The organism is Periweissella beninensis, from assembly GCF_016908275.1.
Classification (GTDB): domain Bacteria; phylum Bacillota; class Bacilli; order Lactobacillales; family Lactobacillaceae; genus Periweissella; species Periweissella beninensis.
In genome coordinates this window covers 1-25,226 of the sequence record NZ_JAFBDN010000004.1, presented here as the reverse complement: position 1 = coordinate 25,226, position 25,226 = coordinate 1, and the positions used below count along the sequence as shown (strand labels likewise).

22 protein-coding genes and 1 pseudogene are annotated in these 25,226 nt (G+C 33.3%); 4 read left to right on the top strand and 19 right to left on the bottom strand.

Annotation, left to right across the window (positions count from 1 at the left end; translation table 11 throughout):
* Window positions 1-71: 71 nt before the first annotated feature.
* The 6 genes from JOC59_RS02370 to JOC59_RS02345 all read right to left on the bottom strand — a co-directional run bounded on the left by JOC59_RS02370 (window position 72) and on the right by JOC59_RS02345 (window position 5,404).
* Window positions 72-1,340 carry a glycosyltransferase family 2 protein gene (locus JOC59_RS02370; RefSeq protein WP_239516995.1) on the bottom strand — a complete coding sequence of 423 codons (1,269 nt, stop codon included), beginning with the start codon at window positions 1,338-1,340 and terminating at the stop codon, window positions 72-74.
* 10 nt (window positions 1,341-1,350) lie between these two features.
* A complete protein-coding gene (locus JOC59_RS02365) occupies window positions 1,351-1,821 on the bottom strand; it encodes a hypothetical protein (protein ID WP_205143197.1) in 471 nt (156 codons plus the stop codon).
* A gap of 16 nt (window positions 1,822-1,837) precedes the next feature.
* Window positions 1,838-2,638, bottom strand: a complete 801-nt coding sequence (locus JOC59_RS02360; protein ID WP_205143196.1) for an EAL domain-containing protein — start codon at window positions 2,636-2,638, stop codon at window positions 1,838-1,840.
* 167 nt (window positions 2,639-2,805) lie between these two features.
* On the bottom strand, window positions 2,806-3,735 hold the full coding sequence (locus JOC59_RS02355; RefSeq protein ID WP_205143195.1) for a DpnII family type II restriction endonuclease: 930 nt from the start codon (window positions 3,733-3,735) through the stop codon (window positions 2,806-2,808).
* Between the two features lie 16 nt (window positions 3,736-3,751).
* A complete protein-coding gene (locus JOC59_RS02350) occupies window positions 3,752-4,531 on the bottom strand; it encodes a DNA-methyltransferase (RefSeq protein ID WP_205143194.1) in 780 nt (259 codons plus the stop codon).
* 6 nt (window positions 4,532-4,537) lie between these two features.
* Entirely contained in the window at window positions 4,538-5,404 is an 867-nt protein-coding gene (locus JOC59_RS02345; protein ID WP_239516994.1) for a DNA adenine methylase, read from the bottom strand.
* A gap of 502 nt (window positions 5,405-5,906) precedes the next feature.
* Between JOC59_RS02345 and JOC59_RS02340 the strand changes: the two genes are divergently transcribed.
* Window positions 5,907-7,268, top strand: a complete 1,362-nt coding sequence (locus JOC59_RS02340) for an MFS transporter (RefSeq protein ID WP_205143193.1) — start codon at window positions 5,907-5,909, stop codon at window positions 7,266-7,268.
* Window positions 7,269-7,483: 215 nt separating this feature from the next.
* Here the strand turns inward: JOC59_RS02340 and JOC59_RS02335 are convergent, their stop codons facing one another.
* From JOC59_RS02335 to JOC59_RS02325, 3 genes are all read right to left on the bottom strand, one after another.
* Window positions 7,484-10,417: a DEAD/DEAH box helicase gene (locus JOC59_RS02335; RefSeq protein WP_205143192.1), complete on the bottom strand. Its 2,934-nt coding sequence runs from the start codon at window positions 10,415-10,417 to the stop codon at window positions 7,484-7,486.
* A gap of 1 nt (window position 10,418) precedes the next feature.
* Complete coding sequence (locus JOC59_RS02330) at window positions 10,419-10,817, bottom strand: (deoxy)nucleoside triphosphate pyrophosphohydrolase (protein WP_205143191.1); 399 nt, start codon at window positions 10,815-10,817, stop codon at window positions 10,419-10,421.
* Window positions 10,818-10,919: 102 nt separating this feature from the next.
* Window positions 10,920-11,375 carry an NUDIX domain-containing protein gene (locus JOC59_RS02325; RefSeq protein ID WP_205143190.1) on the bottom strand — a complete coding sequence of 152 codons (456 nt, stop codon included), beginning with the start codon at window positions 11,373-11,375 and terminating at the stop codon, window positions 10,920-10,922.
* Window positions 11,376-11,533: 158 nt separating this feature from the next.
* Between JOC59_RS02325 and JOC59_RS02320 the strand changes: the two genes are divergently transcribed.
* On the top strand, window positions 11,534-12,157 hold the full coding sequence (locus tag JOC59_RS02320) for an HAD family hydrolase (RefSeq protein WP_205143189.1): 624 nt from the start codon (window positions 11,534-11,536) through the stop codon (window positions 12,155-12,157).
* Between the two features lie 248 nt (window positions 12,158-12,405).
* Here the strand turns inward: JOC59_RS02320 and pnuC are convergent, their stop codons facing one another.
* From pnuC to aroC, 9 genes and pseudogenes are all read right to left on the bottom strand, one after another.
* Window positions 12,406-13,182: a nicotinamide riboside transporter PnuC gene (gene pnuC / locus JOC59_RS02315; protein WP_205143188.1), complete on the bottom strand. Its 777-nt coding sequence runs from the start codon at window positions 13,180-13,182 to the stop codon at window positions 12,406-12,408.
* Between the two features lie 308 nt (window positions 13,183-13,490).
* A complete protein-coding gene (locus tag JOC59_RS02310; RefSeq protein ID WP_205143187.1) occupies window positions 13,491-13,778 on the bottom strand; it encodes a hypothetical protein in 288 nt (95 codons plus the stop codon).
* Between the two features lie 9 nt (window positions 13,779-13,787).
* Window positions 13,788-14,384 (bottom strand): annotated as a pseudogene (locus JOC59_RS02305) (alpha/beta hydrolase fold domain-containing protein); the annotation flags it as partial.
* Between the two features lie 12 nt (window positions 14,385-14,396).
* Window positions 14,397-14,714, bottom strand: a complete 318-nt coding sequence (locus tag JOC59_RS02300; protein ID WP_205143186.1) for a hypothetical protein — start codon at window positions 14,712-14,714, stop codon at window positions 14,397-14,399.
* A 388-nt stretch (window positions 14,715-15,102) separates the two neighbouring features.
* Window positions 15,103-16,305 (bottom strand): MFS transporter, encoded by a 1,203-nt coding sequence (locus JOC59_RS02295; protein WP_205143185.1) that lies wholly within the window; start codon window positions 16,303-16,305, stop codon window positions 15,103-15,105.
* Window positions 16,306-16,317: 12 nt separating this feature from the next.
* Window positions 16,318-17,118, bottom strand: a complete 801-nt coding sequence (locus tag JOC59_RS02290) for a shikimate kinase (protein WP_205143184.1) — start codon at window positions 17,116-17,118, stop codon at window positions 16,318-16,320.
* Window positions 17,115-17,942: a prephenate dehydrogenase gene (locus tag JOC59_RS02285; RefSeq protein WP_205143183.1), complete on the bottom strand. Its 828-nt coding sequence runs from the start codon at window positions 17,940-17,942 to the stop codon at window positions 17,115-17,117. Before JOC59_RS02285 ends, JOC59_RS02290 begins: the two co-directional genes overlap by 4 nt.
* Complete coding sequence (gene aroA, locus JOC59_RS02280; protein ID WP_205143182.1) at window positions 17,939-19,243, bottom strand: 3-phosphoshikimate 1-carboxyvinyltransferase; 1,305 nt, start codon at window positions 19,241-19,243, stop codon at window positions 17,939-17,941. The genes JOC59_RS02285 and aroA overlap by 4 nt, the downstream gene beginning before the upstream one ends.
* Before the next feature lie 45 nt (window positions 19,244-19,288).
* The gene (gene aroC, locus JOC59_RS02275) at window positions 19,289-20,464 is read right to left on the bottom strand and encodes a chorismate synthase (protein WP_205143181.1); all 1,176 of its coding nucleotides are present in this window, start codon (window positions 20,462-20,464) and stop codon (window positions 19,289-19,291) included.
* 538 nt (window positions 20,465-21,002) lie between these two features.
* Between aroC and JOC59_RS02270 the strand changes: the two genes are divergently transcribed.
* Window positions 21,003-22,478: an MFS transporter gene (locus JOC59_RS02270; protein ID WP_205143180.1), complete on the top strand. Its 1,476-nt coding sequence runs from the start codon at window positions 21,003-21,005 to the stop codon at window positions 22,476-22,478.
* 197 nt (window positions 22,479-22,675) lie between these two features.
* Here the strand turns inward: JOC59_RS02270 and JOC59_RS02265 are convergent, their stop codons facing one another.
* Window positions 22,676-23,917, bottom strand: coding sequence for a DUF5776 domain-containing protein (locus tag JOC59_RS02265; RefSeq protein WP_239516993.1), 1,242 nt, complete (start codon window positions 23,915-23,917; stop codon window positions 22,676-22,678).
* Window positions 23,918-24,337: 420 nt separating this feature from the next.
* On the opposite strand from JOC59_RS02265, the gene JOC59_RS02260 reads away from it, so the two are divergent.
* Window positions 24,338-25,009: a C40 family peptidase gene (locus JOC59_RS02260; RefSeq protein ID WP_205143179.1), complete on the top strand. Its 672-nt coding sequence runs from the start codon at window positions 24,338-24,340 to the stop codon at window positions 25,007-25,009.
* Window positions 25,010-25,226: the final 217 nt, after the last annotated feature.

Sequence of the window (25,226 nt, the reverse complement as noted above, 5' to 3'; positions counted from 1 at the left end):
AATTAGTACCCGGTTTTTAATATTTATCTCCTAATTTTTTTCAATGTTACCTTAAGCAAAAAAATTTAATCTTAGTATTTTCGTAATGGGCTTTCCCAAGTTCCAGATCCTTGTTTTTGCATAATATTTGTTATTCCTGGAATAAATGTAGCTACTATTGAAATTGGATTAATCATCCAAAAAAGTAAAATATATAATGGAGCAAATAATAAATATTTAATTTTATCTTGCTGCTTATCCAAGATAACCCCTGCAATGATTTGTAACATTCCAATCAAAAATTCAAAACATACAAAAACACATGAAATTGCAAAAGTATTCATTATATTTTGATAATCACCCTTAATTATAAAATATAAGAAAGCTAAACTATAAGCAATTGTACTTATTACAAAAAAAATCGACCATAAAATAGAAATTGTGGCATCAAAATACATTGTCCAATAATATCTATTTTTTACTGGATGCATTATAAAGTCTTTGGTATTACTAGCCCAGACTTCAATCCCACCTTTGGCCCATCTTTTTCTTTGTTTATATAAATCTTTTATATTTTCAGGCACATTCATATGAAATGATATATCTGGAGAAAATGTTGGTATCCCACCAATTTGTTGATGATCCCATGCAACACTAATATCTTCAGTAGCACGATTTTGCCGTAAACCTCCGACCGCGATTAAAAAACTTTTTTTATATAAAGTACTTGCCCCACTATAGGCATATAAAGAGTTATTAATGGCACTTTGACTTCTTTTTATAACACCTACAATACTAGAAAACTCAATAACTTGAGATTTACCGAGCAATGTATCCCTATTTTGAACATCCATATTAGCTGTAATAGCCGAGATATTCATATTTTTTTCTTTAACAACAATGTTGGCATATTTCATTAATGAATCAGGTTCGGGAATTGTATCTGCATCATTACTTAAAATATATTGGCTCTTAGCAAAACACATTCCAATATTTAATGCATGCGCTTTACCCATATTTTTTCTGACTTTTATAACTCTTAAAAAAGAATATTTACCTTGTAAATCAGCTAAAATTTCTGGTGTTTTATCAGTTGATGCATCATCAATAACTAAAATTTCATAATTTGAGTAATTTAGATCATTAACTAAATATTCAATTGTTTTTTTGATAACTTTATCTTCATTGTGTGCAGCAATTAATATTGAAATTAATGGTTGTTCATTAATTTTAAGGATTTGCCAGGTATCTTCTTTATCTTTTTTTAAGAAGGCGTAACATAAAGAACCAGCAAACCATGCCCCTGCACCAATCACTGGATATAAACAAAATAAAAGAATTAAAGCACTGTATATTGTCAAAACTATCTACCTACTTCTCTTTTTTCAATGTATAAAATAATTCATCGACTTCGAAATTTTGCGATTCATCGACTTCATAATAATTTATATTTTCTCTGAATTCCTTTGTTCCAAATCTTTTATCAACAATTTTTGCAAAAATTAGTTCTTTCTCTTGTTGGTCAATTGGATTAAACATTGGCCAATGATCAGAAGTATTGGTTTTTCTGGTATTTTGAATAAAAGTAAGACTTACACAAAAAATTATAACTATAATAAAAGTGAAAATTAATATAATCGTTACTAACTCAAATTGTTTTAAAACATCTGCGTAATTACTTATTTTGAAAAATTCTATATTATTTTTAGTCGTTATGAGCTTATAGACTAAATAAATAGGTAGAAAAATACATCCCCAGCCAATAATCATTACAATTGTTTGCCATATTTTAGTCAAGATATTTCCTTTTTCAAAATATAAATCAGTGTATTTTTTTTTCATTTTTTCACTCACAAATTCATATATTATTTAAATCATAAACATCAATTGGTTTTCCAAAAAAATATCCTTGTCGCAAATTTATTCTTAATTTTTCAGCTAAATCTTTATCTTCGGCAGTTTCAATTCCTACTAATATCAATCTAATATTTTTTTGTTTTGCAAATTTTGTCCAGAAACCTAAATTTAAATCTAACCAATCATCTTCATTAGCTTTTTTAAAATATTTAATTGAAACCTTTAAAATATCAATTTCAGGTAAAAGCCACTCAATTTTAGCTAATGAACCATATGATGAATTTAAATTATTGATAGCTAGTTGCATACCGTATTCTTTACCAAGCTTTATATTTCTTTCTAGCTTTATGTTTTTCACTAATTCATCAACTGAACATTCTATTATTAAATTTCTAGTACTTACTTTAGCAATTGCCCAACGAATAAAATATCTAAAATTAGCACTTATTAATTGTGAATACTGTAAATTTATTGAAATATTGACAGCATTGTTAGGTAATTTATCTAAAATATCTTCCAGTAAAATAATACTTTTTTTTAAAGATAAATGATTAAAATCTATTGGTAATTTCCATTCATTTTTATCATTTTTTTCTCTTATTAGACATTCATAACCTATCAGATCACCAAAATTATTGAATTGTGGTTGTACAAAGTATCTCAGTAGAATATTTTCATCATCAATGATATCGACTTTTGTTATTCTCTTGCGCCAATAATAGAGCATGCTTCCACTGCATGCAATAACAAAAATTATGCCTAGTATTACCATTAATATATTTATTACATTGCCAATAAACATATTTCCTCCTAAAAATATTAATTTTATATCTTATTATTAAATAATAATATAGAGTTATGTTGTAATTATATATCTTTACGTGTTTAAAATAAATATTTTTTATATTTTAATTAGTTTATTTTTCAAAAAAACGCCTAACTATTTCAAGTTAGGCGTTTACTTGGTGCTTAAGTATTGGAAATTTTTGAAATTAGTTCGTCAATATAACCCTCTTGAATCATATTAAAATTAAAAACATATTTTATTGATCTCAAAATTGCTTTTAAATGACTAGCATCTGAATCCCATCCTTGTCCATCAGTTATATAGATAAACTCACAGTTAGATTTATTGAATATTTGCTGGCGTAAACTAAATTCACCACCACTAGCTTTTAGTTTAGAACCTTGTGATGAAAAATTATTTATTTCAAATAAATATAATTTACCATTATGTCTATCATACAAACTACCATCAAACCTAACATTTTCTAACCTAACATCAAGCTTGGTGTTATATACTTTTTCTATATGTGTGTAGTTGGTTTGACCTTTCCACTCAAAATGATACTTATTAGCTAATTCTTTTAAAAGAGTTTCGATAAAAAGTTCACCTCTTTGGCCACTTCGATTTTTACGACCATTACTATCCATACCTGCTTCAACACCCGTTGAATAGTCTTTGATTGATTTTGATGTTCCCTTTAGCAATAGCCAACCTAGACCAGACTCACGAATAAATTTCAAATAAAAGTCTATATTCTTTTCATCAATTGTTTTGAAATTTAATAAATATTCACCTTCAAGTCCTTCTACTTTTAATATTTTTTCTGAATTAGGTTTTTCAAACTTATTATCTCTTATTCCTAATAGTTGTGGAACCAACTTTAACAAATTAGGACGGCTCCGAAAAAAGTAATCTAGTTCACTATCATTTTTACCAATTAAATAATCTAGTGTAAATATATCAGGACCATACTTTTCACTATTGTTCCTAACTGTTTCAAAATTTATCCAGTAATTTGCAGGTAGAGCTAGGTTCTGTCTTGTTTTAAAAAAATAATCGAATTTTTCTTCATCATTTAGTGCTAAATAGGATTGCAGTGTTATATTCTTCATAATATTTTACTAAAAATTAAGTAATTTTCCCTTCATACGCTTGGCTTATATTAGTTATTCTTGCTTTTGCAATAGTCATATATTCCGATTCAATATCAATGCCTACTAATTTTCTTTTTAATAATTTTGCTGCTACTGCTGTCGTTCCACTACCAAGAAAAGGATCAAGAATTAAATCATTTTCAGAAGTTGAGGCTAGGATAATTCTTTTTAATAAAGCAAGTGGTTTTTGAGTTGGATGCTTCCCAAATTTTTTTTCTAAGCTAGAAGTAGTACTAGTCATCCAAACATCCTTCATCTGTTTACCATCATTTAGTTCACGCAAATTATCATAGTTAAACTTTTGGCGTCCTTCTTGCTTTTTTACCCATAAAATAGTTTCTGTTGAATGTGTAAACATTCGTCTACTTAAATTAGGCGCTGGATTTGTTTTTTGCCAAGTAATATTATTTAATATTTTCCAATTATTTTTTTGCAATAAATAACCTAATAAGTATATATTATGCATTGTTCCAAAAATCCACAAGGTGCCATTATTTTTGAGGACTCTATTTGCTTGAATTAAAAATTCAGTATAAAAGGCCTCAGGATTATCATTTTTATCCCAATCTCCCTTATTTACAGATACTCTTTTCCCACCACTATTACTAAATCCATTGTTACTTAGAAAGTAAGGTGGGTCTGCTATAATTAAGTCGAAAGTTTCATTTGGAACATTCTTTAAAATTTTTACTGAATTTCCAATAATTAGTTTTGTATCTTCATCATGATATTCAATTGAATAATTTTTTGTCATTACCTATTAAACCTCAATATTTGTAATAAGTACTTCTCCAACCTTGTGGCGACTCGAACTATTCGCGCCAACACTTCTATTTGCTACAACTTTGTTTATGGTTATTCCTTCAATATTTGAATACAGATCATATATCAATGGTACGTCTGAATTAGACAGTAATACACTTACATTTTTTTCATGTAATTTTTTAAACATATCCCTTAATTCAACTTGTTCCTTATAACCAAATTCAGCAGAATATGACGTAAAGGAACTAGTCTTAGTTAAAGGTATATATGGCGGATCAAAATAAACAAAATCACCTGTGTCGGCTTCATCTAAAACACTTTTATAATCACCACTAAAAAAATTTATGTCATTTCCATTTAGATAATTAGAAACTTTAAAAACTGTTTCTCGATCTGCTATTAACGGATTTTTATATTTTCCATAAGGAATATTATTTTGTCCCTGCTTATTAACACGCCACATTCCATTAAAGCCAGTTTTTATCATATAAATGAATCTGGCTGCGCGTTCAACGTCTGTCATTTTTTCAAGTGTCCCATTACGATCTGTTTGTCTCAAATCAAGGTAGTACTCTTTGGAGTTATTTTTTTGGTGTATTTCCAATAATTGTAGTAATTCTTCCGGTTTCTCTTTAACTATCTTCCAAGTAATAATTAATTCTTCGTTATAATCATTAACTATTGCTTTTTTAGGTTGTAGGTTCAGTAAAAATGCCCCACCCCCTAAAAATGGTTCATAATAATTTTTAAAATTTACTGGTATATATTTATTTAACTCCGGAAGTAATTGCCTTTTTCCACCAACCCATTTTATAAATGGATTGATAACCAAACGATTAGTTCTATTATCACTTTTAATCAAAATCTGTTATTCTCCCTCTGTCATATACCTAATACACATTAAATATAGTAATCAAATAATCTATATTTTAGTCTCACCTAATTATAAAGTAGAATGTATCCAACAACAAATAAATAATAAATTTTAACTAGGTAAATTTAAAATATTAGTACTTAGACTATATTAAATATTAGTATTAGTTTTTATACTAACTAATATACATACCCATTTTTGCTGAATAATTTTATAATCAACTACCCTTTTAAGTTACACTATAGTAAAATATACGGATTTTTTTATTAAAATAGCTTACATCAACGATTAAATTATCGTTAAAATGCCAGAGGTTAATAGTACCTCATATAAAACCTAATACCTATAGGTGTAGTGCACTAAAATTTCACTAATTTAACACACTTGCATAACCTGTATATTTTGCATACTTTAGTAGATTTAATGCTTAAAAAAGTGTTAAAATGTTTTTGTAAACGTTTACAAAAACATTTTAAGATAGGAGACTAATATGATTTCTTTTTTAAAACCTGCACCCGATGCAGTTGAAAAAGTCCCGGAAAAAGATATTGCCAAAACCTTTAAAATCTGGCAGTTACGTGTCATTATATCCACATCAGTTGTCTATATTGGCTATTATATTATTCGGTTAATCTTTACCGTTCAACAAAATGATATTGCCAAAGCATATGGCTTTTCAATGGGCCAAATTGGAACCATTTTATCAATGTTTGGTATTGGTTATGGAATCTCTAAGTTGATTATGGGGACCCTTGCTGATCGTGCTAACCCTAATCGTTACGTTGCAACTGGTTTAATTGTATCGGCTATTATTAATGCCTTTTATGGCACAACCAAAAATTTTTATGTCATTGTCGTGTTAATGTTACTTAATTCAATTATGCAAGGTATGGGTGCTGCCGCTTGTCAACGTTTGGTAGCTCTCTGGTTTGGTCGTATTGGCAAAGGATCTTTGATGGCTCGTGGGACAGCATACTCAATTTGGTCATCTGCGCACAATGCGGGAGCCTTTATGTGTGTCGCGGTAATTAATCTTTCAGCTTTATTATTTGGTGCTTCCTTGCAGTGGAGTTTTTGGACAGCATCCATCGTTTCTATTATTATTGGTTTAATCGTCTGGTTTTTAGGCTCTGATCGACCAACAACGCAAGGCTTACCCACAATCGAAGACTATTCAGGCGATAAAGTTATTATCAAAGATGGTGAAGAAGTCAGCGGGGATGTTAATAGCGATTCTATTTTCAAAATTTTTGTTGATTATATTTTGAAAAATAAATTGGTCTGGGCTGTTATCATTGCGTCGGTTGCCATTTATGTCGTTCGCTATGGTATCATGTCGTGGATTCCTAATTATTTAGTGAACGTGAAAGGATTTGATAATGCCACAGCTAAATGGTTAACCGGTATCTTTGAATTAGCAGCAGTCCCAGGCGTCATTATTATTGGTTATATCACCGATTTATTAAAGGGACGCCGTGCAATAATGGTTTTATTTTCTTTAATTGCGATGTTAATTTGCTTGATTACCTATTTTGTAGCAACCGATCATAAAGTCATTATTGTTGTATTGATTTTAATGGGGACATTTATCTATGCGCCAGCAACAATTGTTGGCTTAATGGTCAATGAAGCCGTCCCTAAATTTGCCGTTGGCATGTCAACTGGAACGATGGGCTTTTGTCAATATATTATTGGTGAGGTTACAGCAACCTTGATTATTGGCTGGGTTGTTCAAGTTTATGGTTGGACAGCAGGTAACTTTATTGTCTATGGGGCAGCGGCTATTGCTATCTTAGCTTCAATCTATATCTTAATTGACCAAAATCGTATATATAAAAAATTAGATGCATAAATTTTAAGGCAACTAATCAAAATACTAAGTACTAAAAAACACCTCTGATTTACTTACGAATACGCGCAAATTGTATTCGATAAATATTAATCATAGGTGTTTTATTGTACGTAATTTTGGTCTAAACTACTATTTTAGTTTAGCCTAGTCATGCATTATGTAACTTTTCAGCTGCCAATGTCACATTCCAATTAATCGTGTGTTAATAGAGATAATTATATATCTATTGTTAATGCTGTGTACAAATCATAATCAACTGGCTTTTGCAGCTTTATTTCGAATTTAATCAAATTTATATCTTTATTATCCTTATTTTTATGCGTTGCTAAAGTTGCAGCCGTAACTTTAGCGCTTCCTAAATAATAAAAACTATTTCCATCCTTAGTAATCTCATCAGATTTTTTCACAAAAACTTGAATAAATCCGTACTCATCAGTATGCGCAATTACTTTTTCAGTAGGACTATCTAAATTTCGTTTACTTTTTGAATACCATATCATTGTATCTCTACTTGTAAAATGGTCTTCATATGCAACTAAATTTTTTACATTACCTTTTTTTAGTGTAACAAACATGGGTAAAAAACGCTTATTTTTTCGCATAATATAACCACCTACGTTTTGCGCATTTTGTTCTTTTTCCCAGTTTAAAATTCTGATAACATCTTTACGTAAATATTTTTCATTTATGGTAAGAAGCTGATCATTCCTGTAAATGTTTTGCAGATATTGCATTCCTGTAATTAATGCATCTTTCACATATTGCACAAATACTTTGTTATCTAAGCAACTTATAAATTCAGGCTTTAAAAACCAATTGTTTTGATTAACCGTAACTATCCCAATGCTACCACAGTCATTATTTTTCAAAGTTGTTGGTAAAAAATAGTCAAATGTTAACACTCTTTGAATGCTACTAAGTGTTTCTTTGTCATAGTAGTAACTATTTTCCTTAAAGGTCTTAAGTAATTGTGCAGACGTTTTAATATCCTCTTTGAAAATTAAATTATACAAAGTAAAAACTTCGGTAATTCTTTTGCTACATAATATTTCATTATAAATAAAATTTAAATACTGTCTTTCTTGCGCATTAAAGTTAGGCCAGTTAATTGATTCATCGTCATCAGCATATTTTTGATAGTCTAGTAAATTTTTAAATTTTAGTTTTTTAATACTAAAAATATCTGTAATATTTATCGTCCCAAATTTTAAAAAATCCATTAGGAATGGAATATTATTTCCATTTTTTTGCTTAATATCTAGATAGGCTTCTTTAAACACTATTTTTGAATCAAATTTAATGTTTTTAACTGAATTTAATATTTTTTCAACTGCAATCTCTTCAAAGTTTATAGTTGAAACACCTTCCATTTTAGGTGAAATAATATTTTTTACGATTTTCTCTTTATCAGCTTGGCGTGCTTTATCAAAAGCCATTGGAATCATATAATTATTTTTATAATTACCAATAAAATCAATTACTGTAACATATTCTTTATTTTTATATTTGCGTAAACCGCGTCCCAACTGTTGTAAAAATATAATACTTGATTGTGTTGGCCGCATTAAAACAACTTGATTTATACATGGAATATCAATTCCTTCATTAAAAACATCAACAGTTATTAAGTAGTCAAACTCTCCTACCTCAAGCTTTTTAATTTTGCTTTCCCGTATTTCTTGATTATCTGTGCCACTAACTGTTGTCGTTTTATATCCACGTCGATTAAGTTCTTGTGACAAGCTCTCAGCTTCTTTAATCCTACTAACAAAAATTAATCCTTTTAATTGTTCACCCGCAAAACCATAATAATCAGTTTTTTCGATTAAATAATCAACTCGTTCTTGAGATACCAGATACTTTAGTTGTGTGTTGTCGTCAATAATCGTTCCATTATGTTCAAAATCAGTTACACCAATATAATGAAATGGGGTAAGCAATTCTACGGCTAGTGCATCGCTAAGTGATATTTCATAAACCACATTATAATCAAAATATTCATAAACATTCATCCCATCAGTTCTTCTTGGTGTTGCTGTCATCCCCAATAAAAATTGCGGTTTAAAATAAGAAAGTATTTTTTCATACATTGTTAAAGAACCATTTTGACCATGCCCAATTCGGTGTGCCTCATCAATGATAATGTAATCGAAAAAATCAGGGGTATATGTATGCTTAAAGTCCTCTTTTGAAGCCATGTTTATTGTAGCAAAAATATATTTTGCATTAGAATTAGCTCGACTAGTTCCTGATATTAGCCCATAGTCTTCCTCATTCCCACCTAAAACCCGTTTAAAACTCATTAATGATTTTTTTAAAATGCCTTCTCTATGAACAACAAATAATAATCTTTTAGCATTAACTTGCTTAACATCCATTGCTGCTAAATATGTTTTTCCTGTCCCAGTAGCAGCAACAATTAAACCTTTTTTTGCATTATGCTTTCTGGCGTTTTTCAATTCCTTTAAAGCGATATTTTGCATTTTATTAGGAACAATTAATTTTGAAATATCGATATTATTAGTTGACAGCATGCCTCGATCAGTTGTGTTTTGAATAAACTGCCGTTGATAATTATCAATCCATAATGTCGTTAAAATAGCAGCTTGGTCCCATAATTCTTCAAAATTATTTTTGATTTGTTGGGTTATATCTCCTTGTTTGAGGGATGTTACTTTTAAATTCCATTCAACATTTTTTTTCAAAGCATTTTGCGTTAAATTAGAACTTCCGACAATTACAGAAATATAGTCTACATGTTCAAAAATATATGTTTTAGTATGGAATCCATCAATATTAGCAATTTTAACATCAATATTTTTAATCTTTAAAAGCTCACGATATACCTTTGGATTATTAAATTGTAAATAATTAGATGTAATTAGTCTACCGCGAATCCCTCTTTTTGCTAAGTCTGCAAAGGTACTTTTTAGACCAATCAGACCACTTTCAGTTATAAACGCGACAGCAAACATAAACGTATCAGCTGTTTTTAATTCTTGTAATAAATATTCAAGCACTGTTTCACTATCTTTATTCGTAACTAGCTGTGGTTGTAATTCACTTGCCAATTCATCAACGTTAATATTCTCGTTATTTATATATGCAAACTGATTTACCTTTACGATTTCTTCTGAGCTATTTACCATATTAAAAACCCTTCGCTACCAATGCATTAATTGCTGGAATATCTGTGGGGGCCCAATTTAAATGAACAGCCTCTTCTTCACTAACCCAACGTAATTCATCATGCTCAATGGTCTTGATAATTTGTGAATCTAAATCAGCATATAGGACCTTTAATGTAACAATACCAAAATCATATTCTTGAAGAAAGGTTCCTGCTAGTTTTTCATAAACTGTCGATTTTGCCCCAAACTCTTCAAATATTTCGCGCTTTAAAGCTTGTTCTGGATTTTCATTTTTTTCAATTTTACCGCCTGGAAATTCCCAATAACCACCCAAGGATCTATTAGCTGATCTTTTTGCTGCTAAAAGTTTATGGTCTTTAATTATTGCTGCTCCAACTACAAAAATTTCCTTTTTCATCTCATTCACCTCATTAAAATAAACACTTAAAGTATATCAAAAATTTAATAAATTAATTATTATTATTTAAATTTAGTACATTTTATTTTAATATTTTTATTCTTATTTCAAGGCATTAGTTATCGTTAGCGCCTGTTGAACTGCATATAATTGATGAATATGGAATAATAGCTTTTCACATTTTTCGACTTTAACCCACTCAAAATGATTATCTTTTTCGGTAGGTGTTTGTACTTTTTTAGCCAGTTGGCCCGTATAAAAAAATCCATCACTCGTCATTGGCTGCTTTACCGGTAATGTGGCCATAAAATTATTTTGTGCTCGACAAAGGTATTGGACATTTTTTAGCAGATAGCCTGTTTCTTCTAGCATTTCCCGTTTTAATGTATTGATCTTACTTTCATTTGCTCTAATACCGCCACCTGGTAGAAAATATTGGTTACCATGTGCTCTGATTAAACCTATTTCTTTTTTGTCATCATTTTTAAAAATTATCACATACGCACCTTTACGAACTAAGTAGCTTGTTTGCGCTTGTTTTGTGCCAAATACTTGCATATGTCCTTCCTCCTATTTAAATCAAATATTCTAGTTTCAACCTTATTATGTCCTTGTCTAAATTGATAATCACTAGGTTAGACATTAACTAATATGTGCTTAGTGAATCTGCTTTTCATGATATACTGTAAGCAAAAAATAATTGGAGAATATGCATCATGAAAACTGCTTTTATCTTTGATATTGATGGTACACTACTAAATACCGAGCAAATGTACATGAAATCACTACAATTAACGTTAGCCAATCATGGTATTAATAAAACATATGATGAGGTTTACGCTGTCTTTGGATTACCTTCTTTTGAATCTTTACAATATCTCGGCGTTAATAATCCTAAAGCAATGCAAGCTGAATGGCAAGGTCACTACCATGAATTTTGGCATGAAGTCAACTTATTTGATGGTGTCAGTGCTATGCTCCAACTTTTACGAACAAATCAACAAAATGCACTAGCTGTTGTTACCTCAAATACAGCTACTGAGTTTAAGGACCATGTAACTCCATTTGGTATTACACAGTACTTTGATAGTTTTACTTTTGCTGGTGATACTCCGCGGATGAAACCTTTCCCTGATCCAATTATTCACGCCTTAGCTGATTTAGATGTTGATAGCAGTAAAGCGATTTATATAGGTGACTCAGTGCATGACATGCAAGCCGCCCACACTGCTGGTATTGATTTTGGTCTTGCTACTTGGGGGGTCAAAGATATTGCTAAATTTGGTGATGAACCTGATTATTTATTCAAACATCCCCTTGATATCACCAAAAATATTTAGGTAATGTAACTACCTAATTGTTTCACCCTTCTTGCGCATAAATCGTATGCTAAGCGACAAAACTGAGCATAAAACAATAAGACGAAGTGAACCCCCGTTATTGGCTTTTGGTCCAATAGCGGGGGGTTCACTTCAAATCCAGTCTTTTACAGGCTATAATACGCAGCGCAGTCCTTTTGCTTTTAACCTAGCCTATGTCTATACAAAAAGTCTCCAATTCCAGCGTTAAAATTGAAGACTACTTATCACTATATTTTCATTTTTGTGTGCACAACCTGTGGTTTAAACCATAAATAGGCACCATATAAAGAATTAATTAAAATAATAATTTGTAAGGCAAACATCGACTCAGTCCCAACATTTCCTGTGGCTAATTGCCTATACCAAATTATGATATTTACACTATCAAGTAAAATCCATATAATCCATTGACTTCGATAACCATAAGTCATTAAGATTTGTCCCACGATTCCTAATGGTAATAAGGTGGCATCAAGATAAATTTGAGCCCCATGTAATTGCCGGCTCGTTAATAAGACAAGGCCATAAATTAAAAATAATAAACCAAGCAACATACTTAATTGGCCCCAACTCACTTTTTTAGGTGGCAATTCATTTTGTTTTGTATTATCAAGTTGACGGCCCCAGACACTTAGACCCACAAATTGCATCACAAAATAAAATAATTGGGCTGCAATATCACCAATTAAATGGTTATGGCAGGCGATCACTAACCACACTACACAACTTAAAATTCCCCAACTATAATTAGTTAACCGCCCTTGATCAACCAAAATTAAGTTAAGCACCGTTGCAAGAGTGGTTAAAAAACTAATCCAGGCTAATATTGAAAAGTTTCCAACTAACCCAAAAACTAAACAGTTAACAATGAGCATAACGAGCATAAAAATCTTCGTTAGTGGTCGTAAAGTTAACAGTTCGGTTAGGTTACGTTGCACATTAAAAACCTCTTGTAATTGATGAAAAAAATTGCGCCAGATTGAATAAATAAAAGTATTTAGCATGTCGTTCTCCTTTTGTTTTTAGACAGCCGTACGTTATAACGCTTGCGGAAGCAACGCTGTGGTAAATCAAGATATTTGTCGTTTAACTAATATAAAATATTATGCTATCACAAAATATCACATTCATTACTAAACTTTAATATACCATACTTTGTTTAGCTAGTAAGTCTTTTTTTAAAGCACTGGGATCTTTAACCTTCTACAAAACATAGTAACTCGATGCAAAAAGAGCCTATCATACACCACATTGACTAAATTGGCTTCTGATAAACTCTTTTTATTTTTAAACTATTTATATTACCAAATTATTAGCCTAAGTTTAAAACACCAGTCATCGCAGTCTGTGCAATCATAAACGCATCCCCACGATCAAAATTAAATTTCTTAAATAATGGTAAAAGAATAGGAAAAGTAATTAAGTACGCTGCGGCAAACTGTTGTAAAACAAAATCACTCGTCTGTAACAAACTATGTCCTAACAGTAATGAAAAAATAAATGGAACAAGCAATAACACGAAATTTAATGGTACTTTATCGGTTACAACTGTAAATACAACGATTGCAATTAACAATATCGCCATTAACGTGACATTCATAATTTTTTCCTACTTCCTTAAGTTTTGCCGAACAAATGCTATTACTCGTGCTAGATTGTCATCAGTATAGTAAGCCACATCTCCATGCTTAGCCCCTTCAATGATATACAGGGTGGCGTCTTTTTTAGTTTCAACTAACTTTTTATATAACCGAATACTTTGATGATAGGACACAGTATCATCTGCCGTGCCATGCATCAATAAAACTGGTGGAATTTGTAAATTTTCATGTACATAATTAGCACACGTAAGTTGCTTAGCTCGTGCTAAATTCTCGTACACATCTTGATGGCCAATTTCCATTCCTTCTGGTGAATCAGCCTGACCTTGATTAGCTGTTGTCGGAAAATCAGGCTGACATATATCAGTCACCGGATTAAAGGCAATGACCGCATTTACTGTAGTCGCATAATCTGCATATAAATCAGTATCCAAAAGGCCTTTTTGGTTAGCAGTGAAAGCCGTTAGTAACGCTGTATGCCCACCACTAGAATCACCTAAAATAAAGATATTATCTACATCTACTTTGTACTCCGTTGCATGTGCTCGTAAAAATCTGATACCCGCCTTTGCATCTTCAACTGGGGCTGGAAAAGGGGCAATCGCACTTTCGCGATATTATAAAATTCCAGTTACAAGACCTTTTTGTGCTAATCTAGCCATTACTGTCAACTGCTTATAATTATCTTGCTTCAACCAAGCTGATCCTTGAACCCACAGTAACACCGGATACTTATGTTTTACTGTCGGTTTCGTTTCGGGTACTACTAATTGTAACGTGCGCTTAACACCATCAATTTCTTCATAAACTACATCATGTTTATATAATCCATACATCTCTTGACCAGTTGCTTTTATGTGGTGAACACCGGTTTGTTGGGCCAATCTTGCTTTAAATTCTAAAAAATTCATGTCTTTAACCTGTTTTGCTTGCATAATTTAAATGCCCCTTACATTTATATGTCCATATTTAAATTATTCTTCACGAGATAAAGAACCTTTATTTAAGGTAGCTGTAGTAAGTTAATTGTTAATTTGTGACAAATTAAACAAACTCTACCCTTAAAATATATAATTTTTTGCTTATTAAGTCCAATTTAGATTTTGTATAAAAGCTATAATTTTTTCCTATTTTTAATATTAAAGCACACAAAAAAGAACAAGCCCCACGCTTGTTCTTTCTTGTAATCATTATCATGATTTAAATTTGGAAGAAAATATGCAAATTAATATGGTTAATTACTTGGGGACAAGCAATCTTGAACCATGAATTAAGCTTATCCTTCAAATATTAAATCAATATTAACTTCAATAAAGTTACTACTTATATTTTAAATGTGTTGGCTTGTTTATAGATAATAAAGGCTAACCCCAAATTAAGCACGGCGATAATAATATCGCTACCTAGTGTTTGACTTAACCCAATCATAACTAATTTACCTGTGATAATTGGCATTAAAAAGGCTGCCAGACTACTTCCAAAAAAATAAATTCCAGTAACGCGTCCCTTAGTAGCACTAAATTGATTTAAAAATAGATTAAGCCCCAATTGGAGCATACCACCTGCCGCGGTCATACCAAACAAAAAGCTCATACTATTCATCAAGAAGACATTCGTCGTCACCCAAACACTAACTAGGGCAATTAAGGCGCCACTAGTTGCTAAAATTAGTAACGTACTATCTTTAAACCAACTTGTTTTACTCAAAATGTAAATTACTGTAACCCCACAAAGGGAGCCCAAGCTATATGAACTCATCAACAAATGGGCGCTAACCGCTGAAAGTTGCCGCACACTTTGACCAAAAACCGTAATCCATTGGGTAAAGTGAATCATTAGCCACATTGCCGTAAAACCAAATAAACAGTAAGGAATTGCTTGCAACCAATCCTTGCGACCTAATCTTTGCCTAACAGTCCCTTGTTTTAATTTTTCGTGCTCAATATAAAATTGTTTGGGCGCAAGTGTACCTATGTTTAAACCATTTAAACTTAAAATAATTAATGTTAACCAATATGACCAACCAAACCAAATTTGATGAATTGCTAAATAACTCACTAGTAACGGTAAAAGCCCTTCACCAATTGACATCATTGCTTTGACTAGAATATTACTGCTTGCTTGCCCATTTGATAGTTCTGATAAGGTAGCATATGTCACTGTGTCTAACGCTGAATTAGCTAAACCGGCAAAAATGGTAATAAAATAAGCTTGCCATACATTTTGGGTCAAAGGAATTCCTAGAAAGAAAATGAAATAAGCGAACATCCCAAATTGCAGAATCCGTTTCCGAGCAAAACGATCACTCAATTCACCCAAAATTAAATATGAAAAAATTTTGCCCGTGCCTAACGCCGATAACACATACGCTACATTAGTTAACGATACTTGCCATAATCCGGTTAAATTAGTCATGGTTTGGGCCAAAATGATTAACCCTACGCCATGCACAATGTAATTAATATATAAGCCGGCTTTTAATCTTAATTTAAATGCAATTTTATTCGTGGTACCAACTAGCTCCATAACTCATCTCTCCTATCTATCCGGTGCAATTAATTGTTCTTCATGTTTAATCGCGCGTTTTGTTACCACCTCTAAAACCTGTTTTATAAAGCTTGCCGGCATTTCCAAACTAGCAAATTCATTTATTAAACGTTCTTGCATTCCTAACATTCTTTCAGGTTGCACAATTGCCAAACCAGTTTGTGCTTTATATGCTGCTAATTGCTTTACTAAAGTAAAGCGTTTTTTCAATAAATAAAATAATTCATTATCAACCGCATCAATGGCACTCCGCTCTTCAAATAATTGCGTTTGGGCTTCTAAAGCCTGCTTAATTTCATCAACCAACGTCATCGGTTGTTTATAATCAGTTACCACCTTTAATTTAGCTAAAGCCGCATACTTAGGTTTACGCATCATCCATAAATCATAAAATTCACTAACTGATAAATTATCCATTAATGGTCGTCCTTCAGCAGTTTTAGGTGCTGATAATAAACGATCAAGAACTGTACTAAATTGACTATCCAAATAGATAACTTCGAAGTCTGACTGTGCGATTAATGTACTATTTGCTGGTAGCATCACTACCCCACCACCGGTACTAATTACTACATTATCTTTTTGTAAACTGGTGGCCAAAATATCATATTCCAGTTCTCGAAAGGCTTGCTCGGTATGCGCTGGATTTTGCAAAAACTCACTAGGCCCGACCCCATTTTTCGTCTTAAAAGCAACATCTAAATCGATAAATTGATGATTTAATTTTGTGGCCAATTGACGGCCAACTGTTGTTTTACCAACACCCATGAAACCAATTAGTAATATTTTCATGCTAAACTCCTCCTGATCCTATTTGCTTGCTCAATCATAGCTGTTAATTGTGTACTATTATTTGTTTCCAAAACAGTTTTAAACGTTACTAATTCTGTAATTAAGGCTTCGATTTGGGGGACCGTTGCTTGTTGATTTGCGATTAAAATTTCCGTCCACAACTGACTATTAGCTTGCGCAATGCGGGTTGTATCTTTAAAGCCACCAGCTGTTACCGTTTGCCAACCCGTTGGTGTTTGCTGATCAATTGTATTAACTAGCGCAAAAGCCATTACATGGGGTAAATCACTAATTCCGGCTACAATTTGATCATGCTTTTTTGCAGTAATACTCTGCCAATTGGCCTGTAACGGTGCTAATAATGTTTTAACTGCGTGCTGATCGGCAGCCGCCCCACATAAAAAGAATGGGCGACCATCATATAAATTAGCTTGGCGTGCACCAATTCCGGTTTTATCAGAGCCAGTCATTGGATGACCACCTACAAAGTGCCATAATTTGGCTCCAGCTTGCATAATCGTGCTTTTTGTTGAGCCTAAATCCATAACTAGTGGTTGTTTAGCTAGGCCGAAAAATTGCGTTGCTAAATGATTGATTGTTGTAATAATACCTTTTGGTGGCATCCCCAAAATAACTAAATCAACTTGCCGATAATCAAAGTCAGTTATTGCAATTGCTTCATCAATCACGCCATTTGCTATGGCAACTGCTAAGGTTTCACGATCACGATCATAGCCCAAAATCCGATATTCACCTAATTGTGCTAAATGACTAGCTAATGAAGCACCCATTAATCCTAACCCATTTATCAAAATTGTCTTCATTTGGTCAACCGCCTTAAATCTTGAAAGAATGTTGGGTAGGAAACTGCCACATTATCAGTATCTGCTAAAGTAACGACCCCCTTATTAATTAAGCCCGCAATCGCTAACATCATTGTTAGACGATGATCGCCATGCCCATTTAACGTAACTGGTTCATTTACTTGTAACTTAGTTGGCCCCTTGATAATAAATCCATCAGTCGTAGCCGTAATATCAGCTCCTAATTTTGTTAGTTCTGTCGTCACTAAATCAATCCGATTACTTTCCTTAACTCGTAATTCACTTGCACCAGTAATAATCGTTGTTCCAGTTGCCTGCGTAGCCGCTAACACAATTATTGGTAATTCATCAATTAATGATGGCACCTCTTGGGCGCTAATTGTGGTTGCTTGTAAGTGTTTAGTAGTTTTAACAGTAATATCTGCAACTGGTTCTTTGCCAATTGCACTGATTTTAAAACTTAAATTAGCCCCCATACGCTCTAACACCGCTAAAATTCCAGCCCGTGTTGGATTAACATTGACCGATGTTAACGTAACCTCACTGTTATCAACTAGACTCGCTGCCACTAACCAAAAGGCAGCCGCTGAAATATCGCCTGGCACATCAACCGTCGTACCAACTAAATTTTGGTCTGCTGGTAATGTAATACGATCATCATTAATCGTAATTTCACCGCCAAATGCGGGTAGCATTCTTTCCGTATGATCACGTGTTTTAAACTTATCGCTAATTTCCACGGCTTTACCACTAGCCAAACCCGCTAATAATACGGCATTTTTAACTTGTGCTGATCCCAATGGTAGCTCAAAAAGTAATTTATCAGCAGTTATGGGCGTGTTAATTATCAACGGTAAATGGTTATTATTACTGTCAATCTGCGCACCAAATGTTGTTAGTGGCTTAATTACTCGTTGCATTGGCCGCGTTGATAGGCTAGTATCACCAGTAATTTTAGCTTTAATCCCGGTACCTGCTAACACACCCGTTAGTAATCGCGTTGTGGTTCCTGAATTTGCAAAATCAAAAGCCACCAAAGCTTGGCTTTTATTGATCAGCATTGTACGTCCTTCACTCACCACCTTCGTGATGGTATGATCATCATTTTCAATAACGTTTGCACCTAGTTTTTGGATCGCGGTCATGGTGGCAGTAACATCAGCAGATATTAAACGATGATTAATCGTTGTGGTACCCTTAGCGAGTAATGCTAAAATCAATGCCCGGTGGCTAATACTTTTATCACTGGGGACACGGATTGTGCCAGCCAAACCGGTCGTATTTTGTCTAATTTCTTGCATAAGATCCATTCCATTCTTTCTATAAAAGTTAGTCTTACCTAATGATTAAAATGTTTTAACCTCTTGCCGGTATGCTGCAATTTGTTCTTTTAACCGATCCATATTATCTGCATCAAATTTATCTAAAATTGCTTTAGCTAATTCTATTGCTACCATATGCTCAGCAATAACCGCAGCAGCTGTAACGGCGGTGGTATCAGAACGCTCAATGCTTGCTTTATGTTCCTCATGCGTGTCGATATCTACTGACCGCATTGGTTGGTATAAAGTTGGAATTGGTTTTACCACCCCCCGAATCATAAGCATACCGCCCGTGGTCATGCCACCTTCAAAACCGCCTAAATGATTACTACTTCGATAAAAACCTTGTTCCTCGTCCCAAAGAATTTCATCCATAATTTGACTACCGTATAGCGTTGCATTGTCAAAAGCATTGCCAAAGTCAACGGCTTTAAAAGCATTAATGCCTACAATTGCGCGGGCAATTTTTGCATCTAATTTTTTATCAGCACTAACATATGACCCCAGGCCAGCGGGAACGCCCGTTGCTAATACCTGAACCATACCGCCTACTGTATCACGATTACGTTTGGTTTCATCAATCACTTTACGAATTGCTTCATCATTTTCCACAGTTAATGCGCGTGTTGGTAAACCTTCTGTTACTGTTCTTAAATCAGCTAAACTGTGATATTTAGTAATTTCATTGATGTCCCCCTTGGCTGTGCCAACACTAAGCACAAAGCCATGAACATCAATCCCTAACTCTTTTAACATTTTTTTAGCGACCGCTCCCACCGCTACACGCATTACCGTTTCACGGGCGGAAGAGCGTTCTAAAACATTCCGTAAGTCATGATGCCGGTACTTGATGCCACCCACCAAATCAGCATGCCCTGGCCGGGGTCTAACTACCTTACGTAACGTGTTTTCTGGTGTTGCCTTTTTAGTGGGATCCATAATATCATGCCAATTATTATGATCATCATTATGTACATTTAATGCAATTGGTGATCCTAGCGTCATTTGATGCCGAATACCTGCCATAATGGTTACTGTATCCGTTTCAATTAATTGCCGATTTCCTCGCCCATAACCATGTTGCCGGCGGGCTAATTCAAAATTTATATCTGCTGGGGTAATCTCTAATCCTGCTGGTATTCCTTCAATAATGGCGACTTCTTCTGGTCCGTGACTTTCACCGGCTGTTACATATTTCATTTGTTACATCCTCCAATATAGTTATTTATAATTGCTTACTTTTAATCCTTCGTGCTAATTTGTGAGCACATGCTTTTTAAAACAAAAATAGCCAAGCGTGATTTACGCTTAGCTAAAGTAATTTACTATTTACTAAAATTAGTTTAGTAAGCTAGTAGCCAAGCGATTTTTATCACTCGGTTACTAGCTCATCAAAAGCTTCTATACCGAGTGTGCCATGAACGACACACTCGTGTGTTACATGGCTAGACAGTATAGAAGTAAAACCAGTTATTAAGGTTAATTGTCATATTATTAATATTCATCTTTTGCATAATTGCGCTCCTTAAAAACTTAATGTTTGTATCTTACACCCAACTTAATTACCTTGTCAATCCTAATTCGACTAAAAATTAAAAAATTACCCATTTGATATTAATGTTTAATTAATCAACGGGGCCTTATTTCATGTTTTTTTAATCTTTTCTGCTATACTAATTAAGTACAATATTTTAGTCTTATTAATTTTTATTTATTAGTTATAAAGGGGGCATAGCTAATGAAACAACGTTTTTATCAACCACGTGCCGTTAATTTTAAAACTGCGCTTGGTTTTGGCGCTACTGATCTATTAGGGGGAAGCGCTTATGCCATTGTCGCAGCATGGCTTTTATTTTTCTTTACACAATATACTGACTTATCAGCTACGGAAGCTGCAGGTATTTTAGTTATTGCTAAATTTTTTGATGCTGTGTTTAGCATCTTCATTGGTTATTTAAGTGATAACCTTTTTAAGTTTAAAATTGGTAAAAAATTTGGGCGCCGGCATTTTTTGATGCTCTTGGGAATCCCTTTAGTACTTGAATATGTCGCTATTTGGCAACCCAATCACAATTATTGGTATTACTTAATTACCTATGTTTTTTTTGAATTAGTGGTCTCTTTAGTATTAATTCCGTGGGAAACATTGCCCACGGAAATGACTACTGATTATCATAAGCGCAGTCTTTTATCAACAGTACGCTTAATCATTTCAGAATTAGCAACCTTCTTAGCAACCATGGTGCCGCGTGAACTTTTTAGGATATTCGGTGATAATAGTCCTATGCCGTTCATTCTTAATAGTATTATTTTTAGCTTTATCTTTGCACTAGCAATCTTTATTTCATGGCGTACCACTTGGGAAAGTAAGCCAACTACAGAAACGATTAACTTACAACGTTTTTCGCTTAAAAGCCTCTTACTTGAATACCGTGATGCGTTTAAAATAAGAGTTTTCCGTCAACATCTGATGATTTACTTGGCGTCTTACTCCTCCATGGATGTTTGGAATGCCGTTTTTGTCTATTTTATTACGATTAATCTTGGTCTTCCTACCGCTGTTGCTGCCGAAATTCAATCAATTAATATTATCTCCATTCCTATGACTGCCCTTTTTGGTTTATTAATTGTCAAGAAAGGGCCTAAATGGATTTATCATATCTCATACATTTTAATCTCAATATCATCATTAGGTTGGTTAGCAATTTGGCTGTATCATCCTAACCATCTCTGGTGGTTTTTAATTAGCGTTGGTTTTATCTATCAAATTGGTCGTGCAGGTATGGTGTACACACCTTGGAATGTTTTTTCATTTATTCCTGATGTTGACGAAATAATTAGTGGCAAAAAGCGCGCCGGGTCATTTACCTCCCTAATGACGTTTATTCGCAAATCAACATCTTCAATTGGGACCCTGTTAGTTGGTGTTATTCTGGATAAATTTGGCTACATTAATAAAACAACTAATCAACCACATTCAGTACATATTGCAATTGTCGGCCTCTTAGTTGGTGGTGTTATCACTTTAATTATTTTAGCCTGGCTTTTTGTCCGGCAATTCAAGTTAACGTTTGATGCTGATCGCCTTATTCAACTTGAAATTGCACGAGTTCAAAATGGTGGTCATCCAGCAGATGTAGCACCACAGGTTGGTAAACTTATTGAAGACTTAAGTGGCCAAAGCTATCCACCTACCAATGCACCGTTAAATTAAACACGTTAGTTAATGCTAAAATTAGTATAAAAAACTAGTAAAAGATGTAGTAAACCTGCTTTAAATGGTTAATACATCTTTTTATTTTGATTGAAAAAAACAAAAAAAAGATAAATTCACTGAAGGAAAATATCTCTGTAAATAATCTTAAATTTTTACGACAGTTACTAAGTCTTAAATCACCCCTAGCGGATCACCTAATCAACTAATGCATGTAAATTATACGTCTTAATTAGTTGAATTAATTTAGCAGCGTAATTAGGATCAGTAGCATAAGTTCCAGTCAAAGCATTCGCTGCATCTACATAGGTTTTGGCATTTTTACGCCAAGTCCCCGCATAATAATTGCTATTAAATCCTGGTCCATTCACCAATAGCTCAGCGTTATCCGTAAATGAAGCGGTGGCATTTGGATACTTTCTAAACGCAGCCTTAATCGTAATCCATTTACCATTTTCATATTCTTTTGTAGCGACAACTACTGACTCACCATTATAGTCACCTTTAACACCAAAAAAGTTTAACGCACTGGTTGTCAAACTAGAACGTCCCCAGCTACTTTCAAGTGCCGCTTGTGCTAATTGAACGGAACCATATAAACCATATTTCTTTGATACCGTTCTAACCGCTGCTGCATACTTATTAATAAAGTTACTTGTTACGGTATCATCACCAAAAATACTATGCCGATTTGTTGTAATATACGTGCCATTACTTAGCTTAAAGCGGGGTGTCCCACCATTTGACCAAGCAAGACCACTAATTTTTAAAGCAGTTTTGCCACGATAAGTCTTAACACGCCTAGTAAAATTGGTATCACTATATACACCCACTTTAGTCAAAGTGTTAATCACACCGGTACTATTAATAAAGGTATAGTAACTTTCAATATTTTTATTTGCCGCCACTACAATTTGCTTATTAGCAGATACATAGTACCCTTCGGTTGTATACAAACGAGGCGTCCCACCATTTGACCACTTAATTGAACTAATATGGATTACTGATCCTGCCGGTAACGTTTGCTTAATTGTCTTAAAACTCGTATCAGTATAGGCATACGTCTTCTTTAGTGTCCCAGCCATCATCGCGGTCGGTTCACTAGTCACGTAATTAGCAATATTTTTATTAACTGCTAACACATTGGTCTTATTTGCCGTAATATATGTATGTGCACTTGTAATTAAGCGTGGTGTTTTTGTTGTAGTATCAACGCCGATTATGTTTATAATACTACCTGGGTTGTATGTCGCTTGGCGCTCTGTCTTTTTAAACTTAGCATTAGCATAACTATAAATTTTAGTCTTATTCGTTATTTTGGCGCTGCTTGGTACACTAGTATAGTAACTAGCACTACTTGCGGCATTAATTGAAGAAACACTTAAGGCGGTTAAAGTTACAGCCGTCGTTAATGCTAAGATTCCTAATCTAACTTGCAATATATTATTCCTTCCTTATTTAGCAAAATTTATTCTCTTAATTAAGGATACCATGTTAAGATTTATTTAAAATTACTATTTCACGACAATCGCTTACAATCTATCGCTTTTTATTAACATAATATTTCATAATTTTACATTTATGTAGTGCTAACTAAGCTATTATTTTAAATTTTTACTAAAATTTAAATTAAATTATTAATTTTATTAACTTACTTTTAAGTATTAATCAATATCACTGCTAATTATTATAAAAGTATAATTACAAACGTGTTAAATTGATAGCCGTTTGCAACATTTGTTAAAGCTTTCTAATCTAATTAACCTGTTGTAGTAATCTTACTAGTTTATATTATTTGTTGTGATATATAGCCGTAAATGGCATACACGTTAATAATCAAGGGAGATATTACCTATTCTATGAAAAAAATTGTCAAACGTACTTTAATTACCTCATTTTCAACAGCTGTCGCTTTTGGGGCATCTGCTGTTGTAGCACATGCTGATACTGTTACCGTTAAAGCTGGTGATACCTTATATAAAATTGCTAAAAAGTATCACACAAGTATTGCCAATTTAGCGCAACGTAATAACATTAGTAATCCAAACCGCATTTACATCGGCCAAAAAATTAAAACTAGTGGCTCAACAATAACTGCCACAACTACTAACACGATACATACTACTACAACTGCAAATAACGGTACTACTATTAACGTTAGTACCAATACAACGAGCTCAAGCACGGCCACCAAAGCAGCTAACTTAGCGCAAAAATTTATTGGTAGTCGCTATGTATGGGCTGGTACGACTCCTAGTGGTTTTGATTGCTCTGGTTTGGTCGCATACGTCTATGCTCAATACGGTGTTAGCTTACCACATCAATCAGCAGTACTTGCTAGTACCACGACACGTATCTCAACTTCTCAAGCCAAGGCGGGTGATTTATTATTTTGGACCAATGCTTCTGGCCGTGTTTATCATGTGGCAATATCACTTGGAAATGGTACTTATGTCAACGCCCTTGATGAAAATCATGGTGTGGTGATTGGCGGTATGGCAGCTAGTGCTAACTTTGCCGGTCGCGTCTAGGCATTTTCCTTAAGTACTACTTACTACTCTTGACCCCATATTCAAGACTAAAAAGATGGTCACCGTTAGTTTATTATAATTATGCATTATCAAAATACACACTATATGTACAAAAAGGCTTATGAACTGACCCCCATAAATTGGAGTGATGTTTTAAGCGATTAATTGGATGGCATGTTTCCGGAATTCAACCGGAGTCATGCCGTCCAATTTTTGT